This window comes from Pseudomonas sp. MDT1-17 (assembly GCF_054898105.1).
In genome coordinates, this window is sequence record NZ_JBUBVM010000001.1 from 4,782,168 (window position 1) to 4,805,118 (window position 22,951).

The 22,951-nt window shown below is 58.9% G+C and carries 24 protein-coding genes; 15 read left to right on the forward strand and 9 right to left on the reverse strand.

From position 1 onward, the window contains the following. The first annotated feature begins 124 nt into the window (after positions 1-124). Positions 125-673 (forward strand): RNA polymerase factor sigma-70, encoded by a 549-nt coding sequence (locus tag ACYZTX_RS22135; protein WP_462035847.1) that lies wholly within the window; start codon positions 125-127, stop codon positions 671-673. 111 nt (positions 674-784) lie between these two features. Here the strand turns inward: ACYZTX_RS22135 and ACYZTX_RS22140 are convergent, their stop codons facing one another. From ACYZTX_RS22140 to ACYZTX_RS22150, 3 genes are all read right to left on the reverse strand, one after another. Next, positions 785-1,798, reverse strand: coding sequence for a GNAT family N-acetyltransferase (locus ACYZTX_RS22140; RefSeq protein ID WP_462035848.1), 1,014 nt, complete (start codon positions 1,796-1,798; stop codon positions 785-787). 100 nt (positions 1,799-1,898) lie between these two features. Beyond that, on the reverse strand, positions 1,899-2,705 hold the full coding sequence (locus ACYZTX_RS22145) for a substrate-binding periplasmic protein (protein WP_462035849.1): 807 nt from the start codon (positions 2,703-2,705) through the stop codon (positions 1,899-1,901). Between the two features lie 91 nt (positions 2,706-2,796). Further along, complete coding sequence (locus tag ACYZTX_RS22150) at positions 2,797-3,423, reverse strand: TetR/AcrR family transcriptional regulator (RefSeq protein ID WP_462035850.1); 627 nt, start codon at positions 3,421-3,423, stop codon at positions 2,797-2,799. A 178-nt stretch (positions 3,424-3,601) separates the two neighbouring features. Here ACYZTX_RS22150 and ACYZTX_RS22155 point away from each other — a divergent pair, with 178 nt between their 5' ends. The 8 genes from ACYZTX_RS22155 (at position 3,602) to ppnP (ending at position 12,946) form a co-directional block, all read left to right on the forward strand. Beyond that, entirely contained in the window at positions 3,602-5,404 is a 1,803-nt protein-coding gene (locus ACYZTX_RS22155; RefSeq protein WP_462035851.1) for an acyclic terpene utilization AtuA family protein, read from the forward strand. Between the two features lie 12 nt (positions 5,405-5,416). Continuing rightward, the gene (locus ACYZTX_RS22160; protein WP_462035852.1) at positions 5,417-6,301 is read left to right on the forward strand and encodes an SDR family oxidoreductase; all 885 of its coding nucleotides are present in this window, start codon (positions 5,417-5,419) and stop codon (positions 6,299-6,301) included. 3 nt (positions 6,302-6,304) lie between these two features. Beyond that, complete coding sequence (atuC, locus tag ACYZTX_RS22165) at positions 6,305-7,921, forward strand: geranyl-CoA carboxylase subunit beta (RefSeq protein WP_462035853.1); 1,617 nt, start codon at positions 6,305-6,307, stop codon at positions 7,919-7,921. A 25-nt stretch (positions 7,922-7,946) separates the two neighbouring features. After that, positions 7,947-9,104: a citronellyl-CoA dehydrogenase gene (gene atuD, locus ACYZTX_RS22170; RefSeq protein ID WP_462035854.1), complete on the forward strand. Its 1,158-nt coding sequence runs from the start codon at positions 7,947-7,949 to the stop codon at positions 9,102-9,104. Next, entirely contained in the window at positions 9,101-9,898 is a 798-nt protein-coding gene (locus ACYZTX_RS22175; protein WP_462035855.1) for an enoyl-CoA hydratase/isomerase family protein, read from the forward strand. The genes atuD and ACYZTX_RS22175 overlap by 4 nt, the downstream gene beginning before the upstream one ends. 118 nt (positions 9,899-10,016) lie before the next feature. Next, positions 10,017-11,978, forward strand: a complete 1,962-nt coding sequence (locus tag ACYZTX_RS22180) for an acetyl/propionyl/methylcrotonyl-CoA carboxylase subunit alpha (protein WP_462035856.1) — start codon at positions 10,017-10,019, stop codon at positions 11,976-11,978. A 71-nt stretch (positions 11,979-12,049) separates the two neighbouring features. After that, positions 12,050-12,592: a 3'-5' exonuclease gene (locus tag ACYZTX_RS22185; protein ID WP_462035857.1), complete on the forward strand. Its 543-nt coding sequence runs from the start codon at positions 12,050-12,052 to the stop codon at positions 12,590-12,592. 69 nt (positions 12,593-12,661) lie between these two features. After that, a complete protein-coding gene (ppnP, locus tag ACYZTX_RS22190) occupies positions 12,662-12,946 on the forward strand; it encodes a pyrimidine/purine nucleoside phosphorylase (protein ID WP_034151340.1) in 285 nt (94 codons plus the stop codon). A 71-nt stretch (positions 12,947-13,017) separates the two neighbouring features. Here the strand turns inward: ppnP and ACYZTX_RS22195 are convergent, their stop codons facing one another. Further along, positions 13,018-13,824, reverse strand: coding sequence for an MOSC domain-containing protein (locus ACYZTX_RS22195; protein ID WP_462035858.1), 807 nt, complete (start codon positions 13,822-13,824; stop codon positions 13,018-13,020). Between the two features lie 90 nt (positions 13,825-13,914). Then, entirely contained in the window at positions 13,915-14,850 is a 936-nt protein-coding gene (locus ACYZTX_RS22200) for a chemotaxis protein CheV (RefSeq protein ID WP_462035859.1), read from the reverse strand. A gap of 462 nt (positions 14,851-15,312) precedes the next feature. Here ACYZTX_RS22200 and ACYZTX_RS22205 point away from each other — a divergent pair, with 462 nt between their 5' ends. The 3 genes from ACYZTX_RS22205 (at position 15,313) to ACYZTX_RS22215 (ending at position 17,673) form a co-directional block, all read left to right on the forward strand. After that, positions 15,313-15,783, forward strand: coding sequence for a hypothetical protein (locus ACYZTX_RS22205; protein WP_462035860.1), 471 nt, complete (start codon positions 15,313-15,315; stop codon positions 15,781-15,783). 340 nt (positions 15,784-16,123) lie between these two features. Further along, positions 16,124-17,017, forward strand: a complete 894-nt coding sequence (locus ACYZTX_RS22210; RefSeq protein ID WP_462035861.1) for a sensor histidine kinase — start codon at positions 16,124-16,126, stop codon at positions 17,015-17,017. After that, a complete protein-coding gene (locus tag ACYZTX_RS22215) occupies positions 17,014-17,673 on the forward strand; it encodes a response regulator transcription factor (RefSeq protein ID WP_462035862.1) in 660 nt (219 codons plus the stop codon). The genes ACYZTX_RS22210 and ACYZTX_RS22215 overlap by 4 nt, the downstream gene beginning before the upstream one ends. On the opposite strand, the gene yegS is transcribed toward ACYZTX_RS22215, so the two are convergent. Continuing rightward, positions 17,657-18,574, reverse strand: coding sequence for a lipid kinase YegS (gene yegS / locus ACYZTX_RS22220; protein ID WP_462035863.1), 918 nt, complete (start codon positions 18,572-18,574; stop codon positions 17,657-17,659). The two genes, ACYZTX_RS22215 and yegS, sit on opposite strands and share 17 nt — an antisense overlap. Before the next feature lie 227 nt (positions 18,575-18,801). Here yegS and ACYZTX_RS22225 point away from each other — a divergent pair, with 227 nt between their 5' ends. After that, a complete protein-coding gene (locus tag ACYZTX_RS22225) occupies positions 18,802-19,110 on the forward strand; it encodes a hypothetical protein (protein WP_462035864.1) in 309 nt (102 codons plus the stop codon). A 64-nt stretch (positions 19,111-19,174) separates the two neighbouring features. Here ACYZTX_RS22225 and ACYZTX_RS22230 read toward each other — a convergent pair whose 3' ends face one another. Both ACYZTX_RS22230 and moaB read right to left on the reverse strand, forming a co-directional pair. After that, on the reverse strand, positions 19,175-20,401 hold the full coding sequence (locus tag ACYZTX_RS22230) for a molybdopterin molybdotransferase MoeA (protein ID WP_462035865.1): 1,227 nt from the start codon (positions 20,399-20,401) through the stop codon (positions 19,175-19,177). Then, positions 20,385-20,924 carry a molybdenum cofactor biosynthesis protein B gene (gene moaB, locus ACYZTX_RS22235; RefSeq protein ID WP_462035866.1) on the reverse strand — a complete coding sequence of 180 codons (540 nt, stop codon included), beginning with the start codon at positions 20,922-20,924 and terminating at the stop codon, positions 20,385-20,387. The genes ACYZTX_RS22230 and moaB overlap by 17 nt, the downstream gene beginning before the upstream one ends. An 81-nt stretch (positions 20,925-21,005) precedes the next feature. On the opposite strand from moaB, the gene mobA reads away from it, so the two are divergent. After that, a complete protein-coding gene (gene mobA / locus ACYZTX_RS22240; protein WP_462035867.1) occupies positions 21,006-21,608 on the forward strand; it encodes a molybdenum cofactor guanylyltransferase MobA in 603 nt (200 codons plus the stop codon). A 76-nt stretch (positions 21,609-21,684) separates the two neighbouring features. Then, positions 21,685-21,906: a YgdI/YgdR family lipoprotein gene (locus tag ACYZTX_RS22245; RefSeq protein WP_462035868.1), complete on the forward strand. Its 222-nt coding sequence runs from the start codon at positions 21,685-21,687 to the stop codon at positions 21,904-21,906. A gap of 87 nt (positions 21,907-21,993) precedes the next feature. Here ACYZTX_RS22245 and ACYZTX_RS22250 read toward each other — a convergent pair whose 3' ends face one another. Continuing rightward, on the reverse strand, positions 21,994-22,884 hold the full coding sequence (locus ACYZTX_RS22250; RefSeq protein ID WP_462035869.1) for a pseudouridine synthase: 891 nt from the start codon (positions 22,882-22,884) through the stop codon (positions 21,994-21,996). Between the last annotated feature and the right edge of the window lie 67 nt (positions 22,885-22,951).

Here is a 22,951-nt window from a genome sequence, read left to right on the forward strand (position 1 = left end):
GGAGCATTAGTTCTCCTTCTCATTTGACAATCATTATCATTAAGAATAATTTGTCGCTCGATGTGTAGGACGGCTCAGCCCCCGCTGGCCGTCCCACTAACCTATTGGCAGCAAGGTGATTTCCATGACGGAACAAATGTCCACAGGCAGGTGCGATTCACCGCTACTTCAGGCATTCGTCGACAATCGACTGATTCTGGTCAAGATTGCAGCGCGCATTACCGGCTGCCGGTCGCGAGCTGAAGACGTGGTGCAGGATGCGTTCTTCCGGCTGCAATCCGCGCCGCAGATCACGTCCTCGTTCAAGGCTCAGCTCAGCTACCTGTTCCAGATCGTGCGCAACCTGGCGATCGATCACTACCGCAAACAGGCGCTGGAACAGAAGTATTCGGGCCCTGAAGAAGAAGGCCTGAACGTGGTGATTCAAGGCGCTTCGCCGGAAACCTCGCACATCAACTTCTCGACCCTGGAACACATTGCCGATGCGCTGACTGAGCTGCCCAGCCGCACCCGCTACGCCTTCGAGATGTATCGCCTGCACGGCGTGCCGCAAAAAGACATCGCCAAGGAGCTTGGCGTATCACCGACCCTGGTGAACTTCATGATTCGCGATGCGTTGGTGCACTGCCGCAAGGTGTCGGGCAGTCGTGTGGATACTTTTGCCCGTCGCTGACATCTTGCCGGTTTCATAAAAAAGATCGCAGCCTTCGGCAGCTCCTACATGGGATTGCGTACACCCTGTAGGAGCTGCCGAAGGCTGCGATCTTTTAGACTTAACGCAGCCTCACGCCAACACACACCGATCAAAAAACCGCTCACGCCCCAACACCATCAGCGCCGCGCGCTTGTGCGGGAAATCGAATTCTTTCTCGCAGTGGAAACCCTGGTTCTGCATATGCCCGATCATCTTCGCGTTGTCGGCGCGAGGCTCGGCAACCACCCGCTGAGTGCGTGGATCGGCGAGAAACAGGTAATGCGTCAACGCCGATAACCAGCTCGCCACCTTGTGCGGGCCACGGTGATTTTCTTCACCCACCAGCATATGAATACCGCGGTCGTAATCGCCGGCGCCATAGAACGGCGCGATGCGATCTTCCTTGGCCCAATAGGCTTCAAAGTAGGCGAACGGCTGATCATCGAAACAACCGATCAGCGTCAGGCTGTGGGGATCAGCTTCAAGTTTGCTCAGGTACTCGCGATGCTGGTCGAGGCTGCCCTCCTCCTGCCAGAAACTCGCCACTCGGGGACTGTTCTGCCAACGATTGAAACGCGCCAGATCGATGTCGATATCCACCGTGCGCAGGGAAATCCAGGCACCGAGGCGCGCATCAAAACGCCGATAGACTTCACCGCGCGGTTTCATCGGGCGCAGCGGATGACGCTTGCCGCCACTGATGATCAATTGCTGTGGATAACTCGCTGTCAGCGACACACCCAGCCAAGGCTGAGGCAACTGCCAGAACAGGGTTCGCTCACAGCGATACTGGCCGACGAGTTCAGTGGGGATCAGCAACCCGCTGAGCAATGCTTCGGTGGGGGCCACATCGAGGTGCCAGATCAGGCGCTGACAGGCCGGGTCACGGGCAAACAGCCAATAACAGGCTGCCCAGATGGCTTGACTGTCGGCGTGGTCGAAACGCTCTTCGACTTGTACCTGCAACTCGGGCTCACGGGTCAGGCGCAACTCGATCAGCGGCTGCCCTTCAAGGCTGAGACACAGGCGGCTTCCGGTTTCATCAGCTACAAAACGGCTACCTGTCGGCAAGGCCAGGACAGTCAGGTCATTCAGAGTGGACATGGGTCGGGCTCACGTTAATCGTCGACAGTTCAACGATGTGACGTGAGCCAGTGCGGGAAATTTAAGAAAAGTCGGCAAATACGCGACCTGTGGCGCGATCTCAGCTACCCGGGACCGACACCACGGCGATCTTGTAGGGGTCGAAAATCTTCAGCATCTGGCCATTGTCCCGCAACCCTTGCAGCAACTTGCCGAGCGCCTCGCCGCTGATGGGTGCGGCCGGACGGAGGATGGCGTAGTGGTGATAGACCTGATCGATACGCTGGGACACCAGCAATTGATCAGCGACTTCCTTGTTGCGCAGCAGGTAATCGCTCAGGTACGAGCGCGTCACCAAGGCAACGTCGGCACGCCCGCGCAGCACCATCAGCAGGTTACTGTCATGGGAATACGTCAGCGTGGCGTTGTAGTTCTGCGCGAGGAATTTTGGATCGGCATTGAAGTTGGCGAATTCGTAGTGATAGCCGCTGAACAGCGCCAGATGCTTGCCAGCAAGGTCGGCAAAATAATTCTGCTGACGAACCGGTTCGCCATCGGGCTGGCGTTGCGCGACGAAAATCTCGGCGTCTTCCAGACCCATGTCGACACTGGTGTGCGGGATGTCCTTCCAGCCCCAGTCCGGGTTCTCGAAAATCGCCATATCCACCCGGCCTTGCTTGAAGTCACCAAAACGCCGGGGAATGGAAGTGGGCACCAACACAAACTGATAGTCGCTTTGCAAGGCATTGAGTGCCTCGACCAGCTGCGGCAGCAAACCGGTGTCAGCACCGGTTTCCGGGCGCACGGTATAAGGAGGAAAATGTGCAGCACCGACCCGCACCAGCTGTGCTGCCTGGGACGGAACCGCGCATAACACCGCAAGCGTCGCCAGCAAAAGCCGCGAAGTCGTCCGAATGGGCGAAGACATCAAAACAACCTACTCCCCGAGAAAATACGCATCAATGCATTCAAGCTAGGTGGTTTCGGTCACTTAGCCAGTTTCCTTCTGACTTGGAAAGCTATTGTTTCTCTTCCAGCACCAGAATCAATGCCTCATCGGCCAATTGATCGAGGTTCATGCTGCCGCCGGCGCGAAACCAGGTGGTGGTCCAGGACAGCGCACCGGTCAGAAAGCGGCGGGTGATAAACACATCCCCGCGAATAAAACCGGCGTCCTTGGCCTCCCCCAGCACCTGTAGCCAGAGGTCTTCATAAATGTCACGCAGCGCCAGCACTTGCGCCTGCCCGTCTTCGGACAGCGAACGCCATTCATAGACCAACACCGCCATAGCCTCGCCGCTGCCGCCCATGATCGACTGCAATTCACAACGAATCAGCGCCAGCACTCGCTCGCGCACACTGCCGGCTTCTGCCAGGGCTGCACGCATTAACGCGGTGTTGTAGCGAATGGTTTCCTCCATCACCGCCCGCAGGATCTCGTCCTTGCTTTTGAAGTGATGAAAAATGCTGCCTGACTGAATGCCCACGGCGCCGGCCAGATCGCGCACGGTGGTGCGTTCAAAACCTTTGTTGCGGAACAGGTGAGCCGCCACTTGCAGCAGTTTGCCGCGAGCGCTGTCCGGGTCGGTCAATTGGCCGTTGTCGACCAATTCGCGCATCACCCTCAGGGCTTTTTGCTCGTCCACCCGTTCTCTCCTACAGTCGATCAATCAAATACGCTGCTCACCGCTAAAACAGCGGGGTTGCGCGGGCAATTTAAGCTGGCCGGGGCGCCCAAGCAAGCGCTCGGTAAGAAGATAGTTAAGCCATTTACAAACCAAGCGCTTGCTTGGTAGTCTCGATGCACTGCTGTCGGAGGTGACTATGGCGTTGACTGGGCCTAAAACAATTCGCATCGGGTGCGCCAGCGCCTTTTGGGGCGACACCTCGACCGCTGCCGCGCAACTGGTGGAAGGTGGGCGCCTGGACTATCTGGTCTTCGATTATCTGGCCGAGATTACGATGTCGATCATGGCCGGCGCGCGGATGAAAGATCCTCAGGCCGGTTACGCCCACGACTTCATCGAAGTCCTCGGCCCGCTGCTGGGTCAACTCGCCGAACAGAAAATCCGCGTCATCAGTAACGCCGGCGGAGTCAATCCACAGGCCTGCGCCGCCGCCCTGACCGCTGCCTGCGACAAGGCCGGGGTGGCGTTGAAAATCGCCGTGCTGCTGGGCGATGACCTGCAGCCGCAGCTCAAACAGCTGAGCAGCAGCGGTATCCATGAAATGTTCAGCGGCGCGCCCCTGCCGCCGATGTGCGTCTCGACCAACGCCTACCTCGGCGCGCCGGGCATCGTCGAAGCCTTGCGCCTGGGCGCCGACATTGTGATCACCGGACGCGTGGTCGACAGCGCGGTGGTCAGCGCTGCATTGGTGCATGAATTCGATTGGTCCTGGCACGACTACGACAAACTCGCCCAAGCCGCATTGGCCGGCCACATCATCGAATGCGGCGCCCAGTGCACCGGCGGCAACTTCACCGATTGGCGCGAAGTGCCCGACTACGAACACATCGGCTTCCCCATCGTCGAAGTCAGCGCCGACAGCCAATTCATCGTCAGCAAACCCGAAGGCTCCGGCGGACTGGTCACACCGCTGACGGTCGGCGAGCAGATGCTGTATGAAATCGGCGACCCGCAGGCCTATCTGCTGCCGGACGTGGTCTGCGATTTCACTGAAGTCAAACTCGTGCAACAAGGCAAAAATGCGGTTCAGGTGCACGGCGCAAAAGGCTTGCCCCCGACCGATCAGTACAAGGTCAGCGCGACTTACCCGGACGGTTTCCGCTGCACTGCCAGTTGCCTGATCGCGGGGATCGATGCGGTCGACAAGGCGCGTCGAGTCAGCGCAGCCATCATCAACAAGACGTCGGAAATCTTCAGCCAGCGTGGCTGGCCACCCTACAGCGAAGTGAACATCGAACTGCTCGGCAGCGAAGCCACGTACGGCCCTCACGGTCAGCGCTATGACAGCCGCGAAGTGGTGATCAAACTTGCAGTGCGCCATCCGGGCAAACAGGCGTTGATTGTGTTCTCTCGGGAAATCGCCCAGGCCGCCACCGGCATGGCGCCGGGACTGACCGGGATTGTCGGTGGACGGCCGACGGTGTATCCGCTGATCCGGCTGTTCTCGTTCCTTGTCGACAAAACCGCCTGCACGCTGGAAATTGATCTCAACGGCCAGCGCCACCCCTGCGCCCTGCCCGCCGTTGATGTACTCGACACCGCCGACCTGCCCGTGGCGTGCGCGCCCCCCAAACCCTCAGGCCGGGCCGATGCCAGCGTGGCCCTGGTCAAACTCGCCGTGGCGCGTTCCGGTGACAAGGGCAACCACAGCAACATCGGCGTCATGGCCCGCGAGCCGGAGTACCTGCCGTGGATTGCCGAGGCCTTGACGCCAGAAGTGATCGTCGACTGGATGAGTCATGTCCTCGACCCGATCCACGGCCGTGTCGAACGCTGGTATCTGCCGGGCACCCACAGCCTTAATTTTCTGCTGGAGAACGCCCTTGGAGGCGGTGGTGTGGCCAGCCTGCGGATCGATCCGCAAGGCAAAGCCTTCGCCCAGCAACTGCTGGAAATCCAGATTCCGGTGCCTCAGCGCATCGCCGACCAGGTCAACTAGAGGACTGTCGCCATGGCTTACGATTCGATTTTCAAAGCCGATTTGTTTGCAGGCCAAACCATCATCGTCACCGGTGGCGGCAGCGGCATCGGCCGTTGCACCGCGCACGAACTGGCGGCCCTCGGCGCCCATGTGCTGCTGCTCGGGCGCACGACAGACAAGCTGAAAAAAGTCGCGGCCGAGATTGCCGAAGATGGCGGCAAGGCGGATTGGATGGTCTGCGATATTCGTCAGGAAGAAGCGGTCATGCATGTGGTCAGCGAGTTGATCCGCAAGCACGGACCGATCCACGGCCTGGTCAACAATGCCGGCGGGCAGTACCCGGCGCCGTTGGCGTCGATCAATCAAAAAGGCTTCGAAACGGTGTTGCGCACCAACCTGATGGGCGGCTTCCTGATGGCCCGGGAAGTGTTCAACCAATCCATGAGCACGCACGGCGGGGCCATCGTCAATATGCTCGCCGACATGTGGGGCGGCATGCCCGGCATGGGCCACTCGGGTGCGGCGCGTTCGGGCATGGACAACCTCACCAAGACCGCCGCGTTCGAATGGGGTTACGCCGGGGTACGGGTCAATGCCGTGGCGCCGGGCTGGATCGCGTCCAGCGGCATGGACACCTACGAGGGCGCGTTCAAAGCGGTGATCCCGACGTTGCGCGAGCACGTGCCGCTCAAACGCATCGGCACCGAGTCGGAAGTCAGCGCGGCGATCGTTTTCCTGCTCAGCCCGGCAGCGGCGTTTGTCAGCGGCAGCACCTTGCGCATCGACGGGGCCGCCAGCCTGGGCGGGCGCGCCTGGCCGATACACAAGGCGCAGATCAGTACGTCGTATAACGGTTTTCACCGCGCGGACTTACCAGAAGTGCTCAGACCAGACGTGCTCAAGGACAAGGAATAAGTCATGCCGGTGATTCAGTCGCAAGTGGACCCGTTCAGCGAGCAGTTCGCGCTCAATCGAGCGGCGATGCTGGTCGGCATCGAGCACGTCCGCCAGCTCGAACTGAACCTGCTGAACAAGGCGGCCGAAGCCAAACCCAGGTTCGACAAACGCGGCCAATTGTTGCCCCGCGAACGCCTCAATCTACTGCTCGACCCTGGCGCACCGTTCCTCGAACTGGCCAGCCTGGCCGGCTATAAACTGCATGACGACAAGGATGGCAGTTCAGCTGGTGGCGGCTTGATTGCCGGGATCGGTTACGTGTCCGGCGTTCGGGTACTGGTGGTGGCGAACAACAGTGCGATCAAGGGCGGGACCATTTCCCCCAGCGGTTTGAAAAAATCCCTGCGTCTGCAACAGATCGCCATGGAGAACAAACTGCCGGTCATTACCCTGGCCGAAAGCGGCGGCGCGAACCTCAATTACGCGGCGGAGATTTTCGTCGAAGGTGCCCGCAGCTTTGCCAATCAGGCGCGGATGTCAGCCATGGGCTTGCCGCAAATCACCGTGGTCCACGGTTCGGCCACGGCCGGCGGCGCTTATCAGCCGGGGCTCTCGGATTACGTCGTGGTGGTGCGTGGCAAGGCCAAGCTGTTTCTTGCCGGCCCGCCGCTGCTCAAGGCTGCCACCGGCGAAGTCGCCACCGATGAAGCACTGGGCGGCGCCGAGATGCACGCGCAAATCGCCGGCACCGCTGAATACCTTGCCGAGAGCGATGCCGATGGCGTGCGGCAGGTACGCGAGATTGTCAGTCTGCTGCCGTGGAATGCCCGGTTACCTTTAGCGCCTGCGCGGTACTGGGAAGAACCGCTCTACCCCATCGACGAAGTGCTCGGACTGATTCCTGACGACACGAAAAAACCTTACGACGTGCGCGAGATCATCGCGCGGATTGCCGATGGCTCGAACTTTCTCGAATTCAAGGGCGAGTTCGATCAGCAAACTGTCTGCGGCCATGTGCAGATTCAAGGCCGCGCCTGCGGGTTCATCGGCAACAACGGGCCGATCACCCCCAAGGGGGCGAGCAAGGCTGCGCAGTTCATTCAGCTCTGCGACCAGAGCCAGACGCCGCTGCTGTTTTTCCACAACACCACCGGGTTCATGGTCGGTACCGAGTCGGAGCAGCAAGGCGTGATCAAACACGGCGCGAAGATGATTCAAGCGGTGGCCAACGCCCGGGTGCCTAAACTGACCATCGTTGTCGGCGGTTCCTACGGCGCCGGGAACTACGCGATGTGTGGCCGCGGGCTCGACCCGCGCTTCATCTTCGCTTGGCCCAACAGCCGCACGGCGGTGATGGGTGGCGCCCAGGCCGGTAAAGTGCTGCGGATCGTCACCGAGGCCAAACAGGCCAAGGACGGCCTGGTGCCCGACCCGAAAATGCTCGACATGCTGGAACAGGTTACCGCGCAGAAACTCGACAGCCAGTCCACCGCGCTGTATGGCAGCGCCAGCCTGTGGGATGACGGGTTGATCGATCCTCGCGATACTCGGACCTTGCTCGGGTACTTGCTGGATATTTGTCATGAAGCCGAGGTTCGTTCGCTGCAAACCAACAGTTTTGGTGTAGCTCGCTTCTAAGAGCGCGATCAGGAGAACAATAACAATGATCTTCACCCAGGAACACGAAGCACTGCGCCGCACCGTCCGCCAATTTGTCGATCATGAGATCAATCCTTACGTCGAGGAATGGGAAAAGGCCGGACGCTTTCCGATCCACGAGATCTTTCGCAAGGCCGGCGACCTCGGCCTGCTGGGGATTTCCAAACCGGAAAAGTTCGGCGGCATGGGTCTGGACTACAGCTACTCAATCGTCGCGGCCGAAGCGTTCGGCACCATTCATTGTGGCGGAATTCCGATGTCCATCGGTGTGCAGACCGACATGTGCACCCCGGCCCTCGCCCGCTTCGGTTCCGATGAATTGCGCGAAGAATTCCTCCGTCCGGCGATCACTGGCGAGCAGGTCGGCTGCATCGGTGTTTCCGAAGTCGGCGCCGGTTCCGACGTGGCCGGTTTGAAAACCACCGCCCGCAAGGACGGCGACGACTACGTGATCAACGGCAGCAAGATGTGGATCACCAACTCGCCGAGCGCGGATTTCATCTGCCTGCTGGCCAACACCTCGGACGACAAACCGCACATCAACAAGTCGCTGATCATGGTGCCGATGAACACGCCGGGCATCAGCCTCAGCTCGCACCTGGACAAGCTCGGCATGCGCAGCTCGGAGACCGCTCAGGTGTTTTTCGACAACGTGCGGGTGCCGCAACGCAATCGCATCGGCCATGAAGGCGCTGGGTTCATGATGCAGATGCTGCAGTTCCAGGAGGAGCGGCTGTTCGGCGCGGCGAACATGATCAAGGGCCTGGAGTACTGCATCGACAGCACCATCGAGTACTGCAAGGAGCGCAAAACCTTCGGCAACGCGCTGATCGATAACCAGGTCATCCACTTCCGGCTGGCCGAACTGCAAACCGAAATCGAATGCCTGAGGGCGCTGGTCTATCAGGCCACCGAGCAATACATCAAAGGCCAGGACGTCACCCGCCTGGCGTCCATGGCCAAACTCAAGGCCGGACGACTGGGCCGTGAAGTCAGCGACAGTTGCCTGCAATATTGGGGCGGCATGGGCTTCATGTGGGACAACCCGGTGGCCCGCGCGTACCGCGATGTGCGGCTGGTGTCGATCGGCGGCGGTGCCGACGAAATCATGCTGGGGATCATCTGCAAACTCATGGGCATCCTGCCGGGGAAAAAGAAATGAGCACCCTGCCTGTTTGCCGGACCTTGTTGCTCGAACCGCATAACGGTGTCCTGCACATCACCCTCAATCGGCCGCAAAGCCGCAACGCCATGAGCCTGGAGATGGTTGCTGAACTGCGTGCCGTGCTGGCCGCAGTGCGTGACGACCGCACCATTCGCGCGCTGGTGATCGGCGGTGCCGGCGGGCATTTCTGCGCCGGGGGCGACATCAAGGACATGGCCAATGCACGCGCTCAGGGTCCGAGCGCCTACCGCGACCTGAATCGAGCGTTTGGTGCGCTGCTGCAAGAGGTGCAACACGCACCACAAGTGGTGATCACGGTGCTGCAAGGCGCGGTGCTCGGCGGGGGTTTGGGTCTGGCCTGCGTCAGCGACGTCGCCCTGGCTGATCACCAGGCGCAATTCGGTCTGCCGGAAACCAGCCTCGGCCTGCTTCCAGCGCAGATCGCACCGTTCGTGGTCCAGCGCATCGGCCTGACTCAGGCTCGCCGACTGGCACTGACTGCGGCTCGTTTCGACGGCACACAGGCGCGGCGCATGGGGTTGGTGCATTTTGTCGAACATGACGCGCAAGCGTTGGCCGAGCGCCTCGATGAAATATTGGCGCATGTGTTGTGCTGCGCGCCGGAGGCCAATGCGACGACCAAAAAGCTGTTGCTGGCGAGTGCCAGACAGCCGTCGAATGCGTTGCTGGATGAAGCGGCCGAGTGGTTCAGCGAAGCGGTGACCGGAGCTGAAGGTATTGAGGGGACCATGGCTTTTGTACAAAAGCGTAAACCGGGCTGGGCGCCTTAAAAGCTTCGCGAGCAGGCTCGCTCCCACACTGGATCTGTGTCGTACACAAAACCCTGTGGGAGCGAGCCTGCTCGCGAAGAGGCCATCAATTGCACCGCACAACTCGAGAGAAGACCCAATGCCCGGATTCAGCAAAATCCTGATCGCCAACCGCGGTGAAATTGCCTGCCGCCTCCAGCGCACCGCCCAGGCCCTGGGCTATCGCACGGTCGCGGTGTTCAGCGATGCCGACGCCGATGCCCTGCATGTGCAGATGGCCGACGAAGCCGTGAACATCGGCCCGGCCCCGGCGCAGCAGTCCTATCTGAGCATCCCGGCAATGCTCGACGCTGCCCGGCGCACCGGTGCCGACGCGATCCATCCCGGCTACGGCTTCCTCTCGGAAAACGCCGGATTCGCCCGCGCCTGCCGGGATACCGGCATCACCTTCATCGGCCCCAGCCCCGAAGCCATCAAACTGATGGGCAGCAAGCGTCTGTCGAAACTCGCCATGCTCGAAGCCGGTATACCGTGCATTAAAGGCTATCAGGGCGCCGAACAGGACGACGCCACCCTGAGCCGCGAAGCCGAAATGATTGGCTATCCGTTGATGATCAAGGCCAGTGCCGGCGGTGGCGGGCGTGGCATGCGCCTGGTACACGAAGCCAATGATTTGCTGGAGCAGCTGCGCACCGCCCGCTCCGAAGCGCTGCACGGGTTTGGCAGTGACGAGCTGATCCTTGAGCAGGCGTTGGTTGATCCGCGCCACGTCGAGGTTCAGCTGTTCGGCGACCAGCACGGCAACCTGATCTACCTTGGCGAGCGCGATTGTTCGATCCAGCGCCGCCACCAGAAAGTCATCGAGGAAGCACCCTGCCCGGTGATGACCGAAGAGTTGCGTCAGGCCATGGGTGAAGCGGCGCTCAAGGCCGGTCGCGCGGTGAATTACGTCGGTGCTGGCACCGTCGAGTTTCTGCTGGATGCGCGCGGGCAGTTTTACTTCCTGGAGATGAATACCCGACTCCAGGTGGAACACCCGGTGACTGAATTGACCACCGGCCTCGATCTGGTGGCCTGGCAGTTACGCATCGCCGAAGGACTGCCGCTGCCGCTGCGTCAGGAACAGGTACAGCTCAACGGGCATGCCATGGAAGTCCGTTTGTACGCCGAAGATCCAGCACACGGTTTTCTGCCACAAACCGGTCGCATTGCCGCGTGGGAGCCAGCGTTGCAGGGCGACGTACGGATCGACCATGGTCTGATCGAAGGCCAGAACGTCAGCCCGTTCTATGACCCGATGCTGGGCAAGATCATTGCCCACGGGGCCACCCGCGAAGAAGCCCGGCGCAAGTTGCTGCGAGCGGTGCAGGACAGTGTGCTGCTCGGCATGCAAAGTAATCAGCGCTTGCTCGCCAGTCTGCTGGAACACCCGCAGTTCATCAGTGGCGAGTTCAGCACCGGGTTCATCCCGACGTATTTTGCCGACCATGCCTGCCTGCATCCCCGAGTACCCGGCGCCGAAGAACTGGCAATCGCCGCAGCGCTGTTCTATCAGGTCTCGGCGCAGGTTCATCCCGCGCCACTGGCCGGTTGGCGCAACAACGCCAGCGTGCCGTTGCACTATCGAATCGGCCTTGATGATCAGGATTGGTCAGTGGAATTGAACGCTGTGCCGGGGCAACCGTATCGGATTCAAGTCGCTGAGCAAAACGTTGAATTAACGCTCATCCAGTGCGATGGACGCTGGGCGACTTTGGATATAGACGGCATTCGTCAACGTCACGCCTACCGTCTCGACGCCGGGCAACTCTGGCTGTTCACTCGCCCTGGCAGCCTGCGGCTGGTGGATCGGACCCAGGCCTTGGTCAGCAGCCAGGTAAGCGTCAGCACCGGCACTCTAAAGGCGCCAATGGACGGGGCGATCGTCGACGTGCTGGTCACTGAGGGCAGTCCGGTCAGCAAAGGCCAGTTGTTGGTCGTGCTGGAGGCCATGAAAATGGAGCATCCGCTCAAGTCGGGCATCGACGGCGTGCTCAAACGCTTGCAGGTCAGGGTCGGTGATCAGGTAAAAAATCGTCAGATTTTATTGGAGGTCGAATAAGCCGCTAGGCGGATCCGCCGGGTTTGGCTACGCTCAAGCCCTATCAGGACGCGGATACCAGGAACCCTGCGATGCCTCACTGGCTGGTCATTGATCTCGAAGCCACCACCGATCAGGGTGGTTGGCCAGTAACTGAAATGGAAATCATCGAAATCGGTGCCACCCTTGTGGACCGAAAAGGTCGAGAACTGGATAGTTTTCAGCGCTTCGTACGCCCGACGCGTCGGCCTTTGCTGACGCCGTTTTGTCGGGAACTGACCCACATCACTCAGGCCAACGTCGATGACGCCGAGCCTCTGAGCGAGGTCTGGGTGTCGTTCGAACGCTGGCTCGGCCAACATCACTCGGGCCTCGAAGGCTGGGCCAGTTGGGGCGATTACGACCGCAAACAGCTGCTTCAGGAATGGCAGAAACTGCAACTCGACAGCGCCCTGAGCCGAGTGCCGCACATGAACCTCAAACAGCGCTTTGCCAAGGCTCGCCGGCTGGAACGCCCCTTGGGGCTCAACGGCGCGCTGCAACTGGCGGGCATGCAGTTTACCGGGCAGCAACACCGGGCGCTGGAAGACGCGCGCAATACAGCGCGTCTGTTACCACTGGTTCTCCCCGTCTAGAGAGGTGACGGCGCCAAGGGCCTTGTGCATACTGGCCAGCCCTTTTTAGCCCTTTTCGAGGAATCGCCCATGTTTAAAGTCAACGAGTACTTCGACGGCACCGTCAAGTCGATCGCCTTTGGCACCGCTGAAGGTCCTGCGACCATCGGCGTCATGGCACCGGGCGAATACGAATTCGGCACCAGCCAGCGTGAAATCATGCACGTGGTGTCCGGCGCCCTGACCGTCAAACTGCCGGACGGCAATGACTGGGAAACCTTCGCCGCCGGCAGCCAGTTCAACGTACCCGCCAACAGCAAGTTCCAGCTGAAAGTGGCCGTCGACACCGCTTACCTGTGCGAATACCGCGGCTAAACCCCCGGGTTTTCACAGCGACAAAAAAATGCCCGTGTCCTTGGACACGGGCATTTTTCATTCAGGGTCCTTTATTCCAGGACCGTGACCGGCATGCCGACTTCGAGTTGGCCATTGCCGTCATTGACCAGGTTCTGGCCGAACATTGCGCCGTCTTCCTGAGCGCGATACTTCTGCAGGGTTGCAAGCGGTTCACGATCATCACTGCGCACGCCGGTTTGCGGATCGATGGTGGTCAGAATGCAGCGTGAACACGACTTGACCACGCGGAACTCGACATCGCCGATGCGGATACGCTTCCAGCCATCCTCGGCATACGCTTCGCTGCCCTCGATCACCAGATTGGGCCGAAAGCGCAGCATTTCCAGCGGGCGCCCGACCTTTTGCGACAAGTCCTCAAGGGATGCCTGCCCGATCAGCAGCAGCGGAAAGCCATCGGCGAAGGCCACCTGATCGTCGTCCCTGCCGTAGCCCGCTTGAGTGGTGCGCGCGCGATCCAGAGGAATTTGCACCAGTCGCGTCGGTTTACCAATGAACTCACTGACCCAGGCACCGGCCTCATCACCGGCATCGGGCACTCGCAGACTGTCTCTAAAGATCGTCACGCCGCGCAGTTCAGCGTCGCTGGCCGGCAAGGCAATATCGATCGCTGAGTGCCCCGGAGCACTGAGGGTCAAACCACCGTCGGCATTCCACAACGCCGACAGCTGACTCATCTTCGCCACCGCACGCTGGGTCAGGAAGCGGCCGCTGGCCTCGTCCACCAGCATCCAGCGTCGATCACCGTCAAGGCCCAGCTTGTCGAGGCTGACCTGCTGCAGGATCTCGCCCTTGCCGGATTTCAACGGATAACGATAAAGCGCGCTCAGACGCAGCATGGCCAGCTCCCTGGTGGGCAAAAAACGCCACCCTATACGAGCTTGGTCGCCGAATCAAAGGCTGACTTCAGGCCTGCCTCTGCGAGCGTGTCAGGCCGGCACTTCATCGAGCATCAGGCGCTCGCGCACCACATCGACGAGTTTGTCCGGCTGGAATTTGGAGAGGAAGTTGTCGCAGCCGACTTTCTTGACCATCGAGTCGTTGAAGCTACCGGACAACGAGGTATGCAGCACCACGTAAAGGCCACGCAGACGCGGGTCGTTGCGGATTTCCGTCGTCAGGCGATAGCCGTCCATTTCCGGCATTTCCGCGTCGGTGAAGATCATCAGCAGTTTGTCGGTCATGTTTACACCGGTATCGGCCCAGGCCTTGAGCATGTTCAGTGCCTTCAAGCCATCGCTGGCAATATGCATCTTCACGCCCAACTGACCCAGAGTGTCACGCAATTGCGACAGCGCCACATTAGAGTCGTCCACCAGCAGTACTTCACGGCCACGGGCACGTTCAAGAACCGGATCGTCGAGTTTGTCGCGCGATACCTTGGCGTTGTACGGGACAATTTCCGCCAGGACTTTTTCGACGTCGATGATTTCCACCAACTGGTCGTCGACCTTGCTGATAGCGGTCAAGTAATGTTGACGGCCGGCGCTGGCCGGCGGCGGCAGAATGGCTTCCCAGTTCATGTTGACGATACGGTCCACACCTCCGACCAGGAACGCCTGCACCGAACGGTTGTACTCGGTGACGATAATTGTACTGGTCGGGCTTGGCACCAGCGGACGCATGCCAATGGCCTGGGACAGGTCGATCACCGGCAGGGTCTGGCCACGCAGGTTAACCACACCGCAGACAAACGGATGACGCTGGGGCATCAGGGTCAGCTTGGGCAGTTGCAGCACTTCCTGCACTTTGAAGACGTTGATCGCGAACAATTGCCGTCCGGCCAGCCGGAACATGAGAATTTCCAGGCGATTCTCACCCACCAGTTGCGTGCGTTGGTCTACCGTGTCGAGAATGCCGGCCATCAATGACTCCTGGGCTTGTTCTGATGAATTCATTAAAGGGGGTTATCGGCTGTTTTTGCCGGACCTTGACCCCTTGTAAAATGCCACGACTGAACATTGATGTCACATTAACATCATGCTTTACTGGCCAAGTGATTTCATCCCGCTTCATTCTCTCCCGCGAGACCTCGTTTCGTTCGGTTGGTTTCCCTGTGTAAGGGATTCCCCTAGTAGCGATCAGGCCCGACCTGATATTCGCAATATCCAATAGCCATTAATGTGACGCCATTCTCATTGCATGAACGGAGTCAGGCTTTTGTGTGCGATTGCAGGTCAGTGGCCCTCCAGCCTATCGAGTTCCCCAGCCTGCAGCCAGGCAGGCCGGCGCGCGATCTCACGATGGCACGGCAATGCCGGTACGCTGATCGTCCTCGTCGACACACACGACATTCCCTCATTTGACATGACGTTGTGGAGATAAGCATGCCGAACGATCGTAAAGAGTGGGCACAGCAGCACGCGGAGTTTATCGTCGAAGCTGAGACGCTCCTGGCCAAAACCGAGGAATGCCTGAGTCATTTGCAACTGATCAGCAATGACATGGACGCCATCGACTGCATGCTCAGCACCCTGCTCAAACTGGCCAAAAAGGCTGATGCGTTCGCCCTGGCAGCCGTTTCGGAGTTTTCGTTGCACATTCATGGTTTGCTGAGCCACGCCCAGAATCACATGGAATTGCACGAGCAGGCCTTGGGTGCGCTGAAAGACTGCCTGACGTTGATCGCTTGGCAACTCGAGCTTATCGATCAGCACACCGGTCAACTCAGCCTTGATGACAGTGAACAGACCACTCTGATCGAAGCCTTCGCCTTTCAGGTCGGACACAATCAGTTTCATCCACCCGCTCACTCCAAACCGTTCGCACTCGTCTCCTTTTCAGGACGGCAAGCCTGAATCTATCGGAGCACTATGCCGCGCTCCGATTTTTTTATTGCCGTGACTGCCACTCTGACTTTAGCGAAGTCATGTCACAATTGAATATTCCATACCTGTTAACGACAACTCGAAACAAATAAACAATTCCTGCCACCCAACTTTTTCCATTATGGAACTGCCGTCCATAGCCTCTTATTTCCTGACCTGCAGATATATACCAAGCGCGACCAACGGTTTCTTAAGTGGTATTATGCCGCCCATTAGTTGACGTCAATTAATGGCAGAGTGACTCCAGACAGAGACCGTCATCCTTTATGAACGGTCTTCCCGCAGCGAACACCCATTGGCTCCATCCGCTATGTACGCTAGCCTCAAGTCAATCACCCTATGGCCACCCTCCCGAAAAAATGCGCGCCTGTTCACACTTATGGTGTGTACCTGCTCGGCGATCGGCTGCCTGCTGATTTATAGTCTGTCCTCTCGCCTGCCGCTGATTCTGCTGGTGCTCAATGTTGTGGCGCTGACCTGCGTCTGGGTGGAGCATTGCCTCTCGCGCAAATCGATAAAGTTTCAACCTCAAGAGTTGGCCGACCGGCTGTTGGAGGTTCAAGAAAACGAACGTCACCGGCTCAGTCGGGAACTGCATGACGACATCGGCCAGTTGCTGACCGCGGCAAAACTTCAAAGTGACTGGCTCAAACGCCGAATGCCCGAAGAACTTCAGGGCCAGTGTTCAGTGCTCTGCGACACGCTGGAAGAAACCCTGACCAAAGTTCGGGATGTATCCGCCATTCTCAATCCCAGGCAACTGGCCAGTCTCGGGCTGGAAGCCAGTCTGCGTGCGCATCTACTCAAGACGCTGGCCAACACGTCGATGCACTGGAGCCTGGAATGCCATCAGCGTTTAACCGGTATACCGGAAGAAATGGCGCTGGCCGCCTTTCGAATAACCCAGGAAGCAGTCACCAATATACTGCGCCATGCCGACGCGAAAAATCTGCTGGTCCGCCTGCAACGTCTGCCTCAGGGACTGGCGCTGTCGATCAGCGACGATGGTCTGGGTTTCGCGCCATCGACGGATCCAGGTCGTGAAGGGCAACGCGGAATGGCGGGGATGTCGGAACGGATCGATCTGCTCGGCGGCACACTGAACGTTACCAGCGAGCCGGGCAAAGGCACTCAAATCGAAGCTCTCTTCCCCTGGGCACCTCGTGCGCTCGAACGGGCCAGTTCGAATAAGGTTATGCATTGACTTGTAACTTACTTCTGGTGGATGACCACTCGCTTATCAGGGCAGGCGTGCGCGCTCTGGTGCTGGATATTCCAGGCTACGCGGTAATCGGTGAGGCCAATGATGGCTCGCAGTTGCTCGAGATGGTCGAGCAACTGTCCCCGGACATCGTCCTGCTGGATATTTCCATGAAGGAAACCAGTGGCCTTGAAGCATTGCAGCGACTCAAACGAGTACGTCCGCAGAGCAAAGTGCTGATCCTGTCGATGCACACCGATCCTGCACTCATCATGCAGGCACTGGAATCCGGCGCACATGGCTACCTGCTCAAGGACACCACGGCCACCGAACTCGAACATGCCCTGGAAGCCTTGCGTAACAACGAACGCTACCTGAGCCCGGCCATCGCTCACACCGTCATCAACCAGGCGCTGACCCGATCTCAGAAACACCGCCCGGAACCTGTCGACTCGCACAACCTGACAGCGCGTCAGCTGGAAATCCTTCGTTTGATCGTTCGCGGAAAATCCACCCGAGAGATCGCCAACGGCTTGGGCCTCAGTATCAAGACGGTCGAAACACATCGCTCGCAGATCATGAAGCGCTTACAGATCTACGATGTGGCGGGCCTGGTGCTGTTCGCCGTTCGCGAGCAGATCATCAGCCTGGATGATTGATCAATTGCGATGCCCCCAGCAGCGGCGAGTTTTCAGGCAAATGCACACGCAGTGCCGCCGGACGTGCCGAGAAACGCAAGTTGTCGCCTTCCAGAGGTTCGCCATCGAGGTTGATGTAGAGGCCTTCCGCGACCTTGATTTCGACCCAGGGTAGTCGGGCTCGCACAAACATGTTGTCGATGCCGAAGCCATCGGCCAGCAGGTTTTTCAAAGTGCCGACGAGTTCCTGCGGAGCAGGCAGAATACTGATGTCCAGCAGCCCGTCGTCAGCCAGCGCTTCCGGGCACAACACGTGTCCACCACCAGCCTGCCGGCCATTGCCGATGCCCAGTGCCAACAGCTCGCCACTCCACTGAAAATCAGGCCCCTGCAACTCGCCATAGGCCGCGTGCAATTCACTGAATCGCGATAAACCGGTGAACAGGTAAGCCGCGCCCCCGAGGATCTTTTTCAAGTCCTCCGAGGTGTTCGCAGTGACCTGACTGCCAAAACCGCCCGTGGCCATATTCAGGAACACCTGCCCGCCGACCTCCCCCAGATCAATGGCGCTCGGCGCAGTATCAAGAAGATCCAGCGCCTGATCGGGTTCCAGAGGCACGCCGGCCGCGCGAGCAAAATCATTGGCGGTCCCCAAGGGCATCAGTACCAGGCTGGCCTGCGTCGAATGCGCCGCCATGGCCTCGGCAATATCACGCAAGGTGCCATCACCGCCGCCGGCGATAACCTGCATATAGCCTGCCGCCAGCGCTTCATCCACCAGGCGCTGTGCGTCGCCGGCCTCCCAGGTCACTCGAACGGCTAGCTCCCAACCCTGTTTGCGCTTGCCCTCAACGGCAGAACGAACCGCCTCGTTGAGCGCTTGCTTGCCATGCAGAATCAACACCGCTTTGCGTTCGCTCATTGTGGTCACTCCCATGATTGAATTCCGTATGAGAGATGTTGACCTCGTCGCGCCCCATAAAAGTCGCAAGAATTTGAATTATTTGAAGGCGAGCAGTATGGCGTCCTACAACGCGGGACTTTTTCTTACAAATCTGAGGAATCGGCTCAATTGACCGGCAAGTGCGATTGGTACACCTTGGCGTCTGCGGTTATCAAACATCAGCAGGACACACACAGGGACGTGCCATGCAAAGCCATGAGATCAGGTCACCGGTCATTCCGGTCGTACCGCTCGCAGAAAAACGCGCCAATCATCAAGCTGAATTCAAAAACAGCGCAAAACCCACTGGAGAAGTTGATATGGAACCTCGCGTCGTTGAATTGGAGACACACCTCAAATACATCCGACGAGACATGGATGAAGTCCGTAGCGACGTCAAATCCATCAAACACAGGCTTGCCTATTCGGCTGGCGGAACTACCGTGGTCATCGGGCTTCTGGCCTGGATCGCCAATAGCCGTTTTGACCAGGTCGTGACACTCCTGGCTCATTAAGGGTTAGCCATGAACGCAAAACCCGGTTCGATCAACCGGGTTAGGGGCAAGCCTTCGACAGGAATCAGCTCAGGACTTCACTCAGCGGGATAAAGCTTACGCAGTCACCTTCGATCAGCGTGCGATCCTCCAGCACCTCAACCAGACCATCGGCCCAGGCGGCGCTACGCAGTACACCAGAGCTCTGATTCTTGTAGATGATTGCCCGGCCGTTCTCCAGACGTCCACGCAGATACTCGCGTCGATTGCCTGCTTTGGGCCAGGCAAACCCTGCCGGCACCTGGAACTTCAGGGGCTCAACCTCTTTTACGCCCTGTCGACGCAAGAAATAGGGCCTTGCCAACAAAGCAAAGGTCACCAGGGTCGAGGCGGGGTTGCCGGGCAAACCAATCACAGGGACGCCGCGAAAATGCCCGAATGTCAGCGGTTTACCTGGTTTGATGGCAAGTTTCCACAACGTCAACTCGCCCTCCTCACGCAAGGCAATGCCCAGAAAATCCGCCTCTCCCACCGATACACCGCCGGTCGAAAGAATCAGGTCGACATCGTTCAATTGACCAAGGCGAACGCGAGTGGTTGCTAAATCATCCGGAAGAATACCGGCATCGATCACCTCACAGCCCAAACGCTGCAACCAACTGCAAAGCAACACTCGGTTGCTGTTGTAGATTTGTCCTGGCCCCAGAGCGTGACCCGGTTCAACCAGTTCATCCCCGGTGGACAGAACAGCAACACGAACCTTGCGAATCACGTCCAGCTCTGCACATCCCAGCGATGCAGCCAGCCCCTGTTCGATCGGCCCGAGGCGCGTGCCGGCTGGCAGGATCAATTCACCGACAGTGGTTTCCTGGCCTTGAGGACGGATGTTTTGTCCTGAGGTCACGGTTTCGGTGAAACGTACTCGCTCATCCGCCTGAACCTCGGTGTTTTCCTGCATCTCGATGCAATCAGCGCCTGCGGGAACTGGCGCACCGGTGAAGATTCGTGCACAGGTGCCGGGTTTCAAGGGCTCCGGAGCCTGTCCGGCAAAAATCTTCTGGCTGACCACCATTGGTTCTCCAGTCCAGTCGGCCATGCGCAAGGCATAACCGTCCATGGCACTATTGGGCCAAGGTGGCAGATCAAGCGTCGAGACCAGGTCATCGGCCAGCACGCGACCCTGAACTTGGGCCAATGGCAAGCGTTCACGCTCACGAATCGGTGAGGCTTCAGCCATTGCCAGCAAGCGTGCCAGTGCTACCTCGACAGCCAGCAGACTACCCGTCTTGCCTGGCTTACCCGCGGGATTCACAAGGTGCCGCCTGTTTGAGATGAGCGACGAAATTGCACGGACGGTGCCGCGAATCCAGCTGCTCGGCAAGAATGCCATCCCAACCGGTACGCACGGCATTGGTCGAACCCGGCAAACAGCAGACTAGCGTGCCATTGGCCAGACCGGCCAGTGCACGGGACTGAACAGTAGAGGTGCCGATATCCGCCACCGATATCTGCCTGAACAGCTCACCAAAACCGTCGACCTGTTTGTCCAGCAGGCAACTCACCGCTTCCGGAGTGCTGTCGCGTCCAGTGAAACCGGTACCGCCAGTGATCAGCACGACCTGCACGATATCGTCGGCAATCCAGTTGGCGACTTGCGCGCGAATTTTGTAGAGGTCATCTTTGAGCAGAATTCGGGCCGCAAGGTTATGACCGGCTGCACTCAACCGGTCGACGAAGACCTGGCCTGAGGTATCGGTTTCCAGGGTACGAGTATCGCTGACCGTCAGCACCGCGATGTTGAGCGGCGCGAAAGGTACATCAGCCTTGGCTGTCATAGGCTCATCCAGTTGTAGGAGAAACAGCCCGGTGTTATATCACAGCGCCTCATTTTTTCGCCGCCCCCATGGAGACCTGCCATGACCTCGAACACACTTTTGCCGCCCTGTTCCATTCTGCTCCTGGCAGGTGGTCGTGGCCAACGCATGGGCGGACAGGACAAAGGGTTGCTGGAATGGCACGGCGAGCCACTGATCGCCCACTTGCACCGCAAGACCCGTTCGCTGAGCGATGACCTGATCATCTCCTGCAACAGAAACCTGGAAAAGTACGCACCCTACGCCGACCAACTGGTTCATGACGATGAAGGCGACTTTCCGGGTCCTCTGGCCGGTATTCGCGCAGGCTTGAAGGCTGCCCGCCATGCGCATCTGCTGGTGCTGCCTTGTGACGTACCGCGCATCGATGCCGCGCTGCTCAATAGCATGCGCGAAACTGCCAGCCAGCACCCGGACCAACCGCTGATGCTGCGCCATGGTGAACACTGGGAACCCTTGTTGTGCATTATCCCCGTGGCACTCCTGGCAGATTTCGACAGTGCCTGGAGCGACGGCGAACGCAGCCCGGGTCGCCTCATGCGCAAACTGGGCGCTACCGCCCTGCAATGCCCCGACAACGACCCCCGCCTGGCCAACCTCAACACACCAGAACTATTAAGTGCCCACAACACTGTGTCAGACTGACAGGAGAAGGAACTTGCGCGCGCTGTACACGTCTCAAGCTCAGTAACCAAAAGAATTCATATTCGGAGACACACTCATGACTAAACGGACCCTCGCCACTTTCATGCTCGCACTGGGCCTCGCTACCCTCGCCGGTTGCGCATCGCCTACAGTGATCACCTTGAATGACGGTCGAGAAATCCAGGCTGTCGACGCGCCACAGTTCGATAAGGATTCGGGTTTCTACGAATTCGAACAACTGGATGGAAAGCAGACCCGCATCAACAAGGATCAGGTTCGTACCGTTAAAGAGCTGTAATTTTTGCGGTGACAACCGGATATGGAAAAGCCCGCTTTATGCGGGCTTTTTCGTGGCTGAAGATCAGCAGATTTACTGAACTCGCGATCACCACTGCAGGGTGATAGTACTTTCGAATACTCTTTCCTGGCCGGTGACCGGATCCACAAACCGTAGCCCCTGAGCGAGCAGTTTCAAAGGATTGGCATAGTCATCCTCAACATCCTTGAGTACCTGCGGATAAAACGGGTCGTTGCAGATACTGGCGCCCAAGGCGGTCATGTGCACCCGCAACTGATGTTTCTTGCCCGTCACCGGGTAAAGCGCATAACGCCAGAGGTCATCGTTCTTCTCCCGGACCTCGACTGCCGTCTCGGTATTACTGACGCCAGGACCTTCCTGCATGCGGAAGAAAGGCTCGCCATCAATGAGCCGGCTCTTATGGACCAATGGAAAAGAGAGTTCAGGCAACGCTCGGGCAATTGCCTCGTAGCGCTTTTCGATCTGCCGCGTAGGAAACAACGACTGATACGCCGAACGGCTCTTAGGGTTGGCGGAAAACAGCACCAGCCCCGCCGTGTGACGGTCAATGCGATGCAAAGGCACCAGATGCGGGTTATCGAGTCGACGGATCAGCCGTCGCAGCAGGGTCTGTTCCACGTATTCACCCGCCGGAGTCACTGGCAGAAAATGCGGCTTGTCCGCCACTACCAGATGTTCATCCGCGTACAGAATCGACTCCACCACCGGAATCGGTTTTTCGTCCGGCACTTCACGAAAATAGTGAATCCGCAGGCCTTCCTTGTAAGGCAAGTCCAGGGCGATTGGCATGCCATGCCCATCAAGCACACGACCGCGGGCGATTCTGTCCAGCCATTGATCACGGCCAATGGCACTGAAATGTTCGCACAGACAATCGAGTACGGTCTGCCACGGGCCAGGCGGCAAGTAGAGCGTGCTGGCCTGGTTGTGTGCAGCAGAAAAAGATGAAGTGGACATACGAAAGCTCTAACCCTCAATACAGGGCGGCATTATCCAACAGCGGCCGGAACGAACCTAGAAGAGA